This window comes from Lichenifustis flavocetrariae (genome assembly GCF_026130545.1).
Classification (GTDB): Bacteria; Pseudomonadota; Alphaproteobacteria; order Rhizobiales; family Beijerinckiaceae; genus Lichenihabitans; species Lichenihabitans flavocetrariae.
In genome coordinates, this window is record NZ_JAMOIM010000103.1 from 1 (window position 1) to 5,777 (window position 5,777).

At 59.5% G+C, this 5,777-nt stretch carries 4 protein-coding genes and 1 pseudogene; 3 read left to right on the forward strand and 2 right to left on the reverse strand.

Translation table 11 applies throughout. The features are described from left to right. Positions 1-9: 9 nt before the first annotated feature. Positions 10-549 (reverse strand): annotated as a pseudogene (locus M8523_RS35620) (EAL domain-containing protein); the annotation flags it as partial. Between the two features lie 15 nt (positions 550-564). After that, positions 565-1,113 carry a diguanylate cyclase domain-containing protein gene (locus M8523_RS35625; RefSeq protein WP_282589533.1) on the reverse strand — a complete coding sequence of 183 codons (549 nt, stop codon included), beginning with the start codon at positions 1,111-1,113 and terminating at the stop codon, positions 565-567. A 244-nt stretch (positions 1,114-1,357) separates the two neighbouring features. Here M8523_RS35625 and M8523_RS35630 point away from each other — a divergent pair, with 244 nt between their 5' ends. The 3 genes from M8523_RS35630 (at position 1,358) to M8523_RS35640 (ending at position 5,242) form a co-directional block, all read left to right on the forward strand. After that, a complete protein-coding gene (locus M8523_RS35630; RefSeq protein WP_282589534.1) occupies positions 1,358-1,885 on the forward strand; it encodes a GAF domain-containing protein in 528 nt (175 codons plus the stop codon). Positions 1,886-2,010: 125 nt separating this feature from the next. Continuing rightward, on the forward strand, positions 2,011-4,137 hold the full coding sequence (locus tag M8523_RS35635) for a methyl-accepting chemotaxis protein (RefSeq protein ID WP_282589535.1): 2,127 nt from the start codon (positions 2,011-2,013) through the stop codon (positions 4,135-4,137). A 157-nt stretch (positions 4,138-4,294) separates the two neighbouring features. Then, a complete protein-coding gene (locus M8523_RS35640; RefSeq protein WP_282589536.1) occupies positions 4,295-5,242 on the forward strand; it encodes an exopolyphosphatase in 948 nt (315 codons plus the stop codon). Positions 5,243-5,777: the final 535 nt, after the last annotated feature.

Consider the following 5,777-nt stretch of genomic DNA (forward strand, 5'->3'; position numbering starts at 1 on the left):
ACCCAAATCCTACGCTGCCTCAAGACGATACGCTACGTCCGCCACCTTCCCATCATCAGGCCAGTGAATAAGGTGGGCTAGACTTCGACCCAGTCCCACCACGGCGGAGACGATCTTGCCGCTGTCGATGTCGCCGGCCATTCCAGCCACAAAGCCCCGGTCGATCTTGATCTTGTCGAAAGGCAGCGAGTGCAGGTGCCTCAGGCTGGAGTAGCCCGTGCCGAAGTCGTCGATGGCAAGGCGCACGCCCAAGACCTTGAGCTGTCCGAGCGACGCCCGGGCGAGGGCGAGATCGCCGACGAGCGCGCTTTCGGTGATCTCGAGTTCAAGACGGCTCGGAAGGAGACCTGTCTCCTTGAGGACGTCGCGAATAGCCCCGGGGAGACCAGGGTCACAGAGCTGCACCGGCGACAGATTGCAGGCGAGCGTAACGGCATGCGGCCAGCTTGCGGCTTCGCGGCAGGCCTGTCGCATCAGGCGGTCCGTCAGGGCGCCGATCAGGCCGAGATCCTCGGCGAGCGGAATGAAGATGTCCGGCGGCACCATCCCGCGGGTTGGGTGGGGTCACCGCGCCAGCATTTCGAACCCGACCAGCGCACCGCTCCGGAGATCGACCAACGGCTGGTAATGCGGCACGACTGCGTCCTGGGCAAGAGCCTGCCGCAGGTCGCGCTCGAGCAAAACCCGCGCCCGCATCTCCGCATCCATATCTGGTTTGAAGGTGCGGACACATCGGCGACCGTCGAGTTTCGCCCGCGACAGGGCGACGTCAGCTCGGTGCATAAGGTCACGCACAGGCATGAAGGGGACGTCCTGGATCGCGATGCCGACGCTGGCACCGATCTGGATCGCGATGCCGTCTACCACGAACGGCTCCGCAAGGATCATGACGATGCGTGCCGCTATGGCGTGCGCCTCGTTCCCCGACTGCAGCAGGGCCCCGTCCTGGCCGAGTACAAGCGCGAATTCGTCTCCGCCGACCGGCGCCCTTTCGGATCGTGGGGGCACCGCGACGTCATGATTGGTGATCCGCGCCTCGAACTCAGCCACACGGGCGGAGTTCGGTAGGGGCCACACGGCGCGAAGCGCTGTGGGGTGGCGAACAGAGGGCAAGGCACGGTTCCAGCGTGCTTCCAGTTCACCTGCCACGAAGCGATTCTCGGGATCGGCCGCATCGTTGGGGCTGAGCAGTTACAAACAAGGCCTTAAGGCAAAGCTGAAAAGAGTTCTAACCTTCTTTCCACTTATAATATACAATGTATTTTTATTGATTAAATGGTATAAAATATTAATACAGTAATAATAACATTGTGGCATTGGTTTCTACACACCGCTTCGAGTAGAACGGGCACATCTTATGATTCCTTTACGCGCCACGGCTCTTGCACCTGCCCCAGCTTTCAATGAGCAGGCGCGTCTTGAGGAGCTGGCGGACTACAGGATACTTGGGACTTGGCCTGAGACGCAGTTCGACGAGGTCACCCAGCTGATCAGCACGATGTTTCGAACCTCCATGGCGATCGTCTCGATCGTCGGTCGGGACAAACAGTGGCTGAAATCAAGCCTCGGCCTGCAAACGCGGGAGATGGCGCGTGACACGTCGTTTTGCACCCACACCATCATGAGCGATGAGGTGATGGTCGTTCCCGATGCGCGCCAGGACCTGCGCTTCAAGGACAACCCTCTGGTGACGCGCAGCCCACATATCCGGTTCTATGCCGGAGCTCCGCTCCTGACAAAGAATGGCTTCCGGATCGGTGCACTCTGCGCGCTGGACACCAAACCGCGGGCGTCCTTTGAAAGCCGCGAAGAGGCTTTGCTCAAGAATTTCGCTGGGTTGGTAATGACGCAGCTGGAATTGCGCCGAGACCGTTTGCCCGGCTGACTTCATGTCCACGTTTCCGACAAGGAATGTTGACCATAAACACAGCGTTACCTACTGATTTTAATCATTTTTTGGCTTCTTAAAGAAATCGGCGTCACGATTGACGTCCACCTCCGGAGCGAATCGTGTTCAACCTCAGGCGCCCCGACTACGCCAAGCTGCAGGACAAGGTCCGGGAGCTCGAAGCCAGAAACATTGCATTCGACCGCTCCTTCGCAATCATCGAATTTGCCCTGGATGGCACGATCCTGGAGGCCAACGACAAGTTTCTGGCCTTGCTCGGGTATGATCGAGCCGACGTCATCGGCCGCCATCACCGGATGTTCGTCAGTCCGGACGACAGTCGATCCGAAGCCTACGAGACCTTGTGGCGTGAGCTCAGACGCGGCATCGCCGCCGTCGCGGAATTCAAACGCATCCGCAAAGATGGATCCAGCATCTGGATCCAGGGCTCGTACAATCCCGTGCTCGACGAACGCGGTACTCCTTACAAGATCGTCAAGATGGCGTCCGACGTCACGGCGGCCCGCGTCACCAGCGCTGACCATGCCGGCCAGATCGCTGCCATCTCCCGATCGCAGGCCACGATCGAATTCTCTCTCGACGGAACAATCCTGGCCGCCAATCCCAACTTCCTGGAGCTCGTGGGATATACGCTGGCGGAGGTGGTGGGATCCCACCATCGTATCTTCGTCGATCCTGATGAACAAAGTTCGCAAGCCTATGCGGACTTCTGGAACCGGCTTCGCGCGGGCGAGTATCAGGCGGCCGAGTTCAAGCGCTACGGCAAGGGCGGCAAGGAGGTCTGGATCCAGGCAACCTACAATCCAATCCTCGATCTTGAGGGCCGTCCCAGCAAGATCGTCAAATTCGCGACCGACATCACAGCTCGCAAGCTTGCCGATGCCGATGCGTTTGGCCAGATCGAAGCCATCGGCCGCACACAGGCCGTGATCCAATTCGACCTCGACGGCACTATCATTGAGGCCAACAACACATTTCTCGATGTCATGGGATTTGAACACGACGAAGTCGTGGGCCAGCACCATGCGATGTTTGTCTCGCCGTCTGAGCGCGCGTCTCCGGATTATGCCCGCTTCTGGCAAAAATTGGGCGCCGGAGAGCCGCACATGGGCGAGTACCGGCGGTTTGGCCAGGGAGGTCGCATCGTTTATCTTCAGGCAACGTATAATCCGATTCTGGACCTGAACGATGTCCCCTTCAAAATCGTCAAATACGCGACCGATGTCACCACGCTCGTTCAACAGCGCGAGAAGTTCAATCTCCTTTCCCTTGTGGCCGACGAAACGGAAAACTCCGTCGTGATCACCGATCGGGAAGGACGGATCATCTATGTGAACAACGGCTTCGTAAGGCTGACCGGTTATGCCCGGGACGAAGTGCTTGGACGAAAGCCCGGGCATCTCCTTCAAGGCCCTGGAACCGATAAGACGACGGTCGCTCGGGTGCGGGCGAAGCTTCTCTCAGGCGAGCCGTTTTACGAGGAAATCCTGAACTACACGAAAGCGAAAGAGCCTTATTGGATCAGCTTGGCCATCAACCCGGTGCACGGCCCGGACGGGAAGATCGAGAAGTTTATTTCCATCCAGGCCAATGTCACCGACACCAAACGCAGCTCGCTCGAATTCAATCTCAAGATTGACGCCATCGGCAGTTCGAATGCGCTTGCCGAATGGCGAATCTCGGGTGAGCCAATCCGGTCGAATGCGATCGTGGACGACGGGGCTGCACCCACAGTTCGGCTGGATCAACTGCTCAATCGGGATGCCATGGCCGAGCTGATGCAAGCGGGCTCATTGCGACGCGAGGTCGAGTGGCCTCGCCCAAGTCAGCCATCGCTCTGGTTCGAGGCGGTCTTTGCCGTGATGACGGATCTGGATCATAAGCCCGAACGGATCCTGATGTGCGGGGCCGACATCACCCCGAAACGCAAGGCCATTGCAGCCTCGTCGAACGCCATGACGCAGATGATGGACGAGATCGTTGGCATTATCGACACAATCAGCAACTTTGCCCGGCAAACCAACCTGTTGGCGCTCAATGCCGCTATCGAAGCCGCGCGCGCGCAGGAGGCTGGCAAAGGCTTTGCCCTTATCGCATCCGAGATCCGCAAGCTCGCCATGGAAGCCGGCACTGCCACGGGCAAGGTCAGTGCACTTCTCGATCGCAGCCGGACGCAACTCGATGGCTTTAACATTGATGCAGGCACGACAAACAGACATGTAGCTTGATCGTTGCAGACAGATCAGGAGTTGCCATAGAGACGTTAGTAAGACTCGATTCACCACATTCTTCAGGTTCGTTTCGACCGCGCGGAATCCTCAGAGTCGTTTAGGCGGCGGGGTTTAAGCCTGACGGCACGTGGAACGTGAACCCTGGACCGCCTCTATGACCTCAGGACCCTATCGGCTCGTCACGCGCAGCGATTTCGACGGACTTGTATGCGGCATGCTGCTGCGCGAGTCGGGACTGATTGCGGAGATCAAGTTCGTCCACCCCAAGGATATGCAGGATGGTTTGATCGCGATCACGGATCGCGACATCATCACCAACCTGCCTTATGTGCCCGGTTGCCACCTGGCCTTCGACCACCATTCGAGCGAAATGGATCGCAATGGGGAGCCCCAGCCGAACCATATCATCGATCCGACGGCACCTTCGGCCGCCCACGTGGTCTACCGTCACTTCGGTGGCGCGGCTTGCTTCCCGAACATCGGCGAAGACTTGATGAACGCGGTGGACAAGGCCGATTCGGCCCAGTTCTCGCAGGACGAGATCCTCAACCCGACCGGTTGGACCCTGCTCAACTTCCTGATGGATTCGCGCACCGGGCTCGGCCGGTTCAGGGATTTCACGGTGTCGAACTACGAGCTGATGATGCAGCTCATCGACAAATGCCGACACCTGTCGGTCGATGAGGTTCTCTCTCTGCCGGACGTGCGGGAGCGCGTCGCCCTCTATGAAGCCCACCGCGAGCGTTTCGCGGACCAGCTCCGACGCTGCACCGCGGTGCACGGGACGCTTGCCCTGTTGGATCTGCGCAGCGAGGAGACGATCTTTGCGGGCAACCGCTTCATGATCTATGCGATGCACCCCCAGTGTAACATCTCGGCGCATGTCATGTGGGGCCTTCGCAAGCAGAACACTGTCTTTGCGATCGGCAAGTCGATCCTCGACCGTAGCTCGCCCGTCGACGTCGGAGCGGTCTGCGCCGCGTATGGCGGGGGTGGCCACACGGCGGCCGGCACCTGTCAGGTCGACAACGAACGTGCCGAAGAGGTCAAAGTCGCTCTTATCGAACGGCTCAACCTGGCGCCACTCGCAAGCGCAGCCTGAGCGTCGGTCTTTGGCATAGAAGTCGGCTCGGATTGATCGACGGCAGAAGCCTTTGTCGGACGGCTATGCGGTGCGGGCGGCGGGACGTGAGCGTCGGCCAAGCATCTCTCATCCGCGCGGCTCGGGCTCTGAATACCCTGTGATGTGCCCTCGTCGGATCCAGCATATCCGCCACTTCGATCACCTAGTGGCGTTGTGCACCTGCGCCCATCCACTCGGCCAGGAAGTCCGCGTCAAGGGAGCGGTCGCGGTTCGCCGTACAGAGCTAAATCGTCGTCATATCCCGCAGACTGCCTGCCTGCACGAGGGCTGCGGCGCTGCAGCACCTCAAACCAAGCGCAAATGCCGGTTGAGTTTATGAATCACCGACCTGGGTGATCTGAGCTCACGCGACCATTTGAATTCGCGGCACCATCGGCGCGGGGATGGCCAGAGCCTCGAACGCGGGCTTGGCCAGCAGGTAGCCCTGGATCAGGCGAACGCCAAAGTCTTGCAGGACGCCCAGCTCACCGATGGTCTCAATACCCTCGCAAAG